The organism is Pseudomonas sp. R11F (assembly GCF_050312575.1).
GTDB lineage: Bacteria > Pseudomonadota > Gammaproteobacteria > Pseudomonadales > Pseudomonadaceae > Aquipseudomonas > Aquipseudomonas palleroniana.
Map to the genome: position 1 here is coordinate 1 of NZ_JBNPJU010000099.1, position 227 is coordinate 227.

A 227-nucleotide genomic window follows, 5' to 3' on the forward strand; every position below is an offset into this window, starting at 1 on the left:
TGGCGTCCCCTAGGGGACTCGAACCCCTGTTACCGCCGTGAAAGGGCGGTGTCCTAGGCCACTAGACGAAGGGGACAAAACCTTCTGAACAACTGATCAGTGCTGAGAACTGATCGATTCAAGGACGGTGTGGCCAGACCTTGAACCTGTAATTGGTGGAGCTAAACGGGATCGAACCGTTGACCTCTTGCATGCCATGCAAGCGCTCTCCCAGCTGAGCTATAGCC

At 55.5% G+C, this 227-nt stretch carries 1 tRNA gene; it reads right to left on the reverse strand.

Going from position 1 to position 227, the window contains the following annotated elements:
• Positions 1-76, reverse strand: a tRNA-Glu gene (locus tag ACQRBV_RS27590).
• Positions 77-227 lie beyond the last annotated feature (151 nt).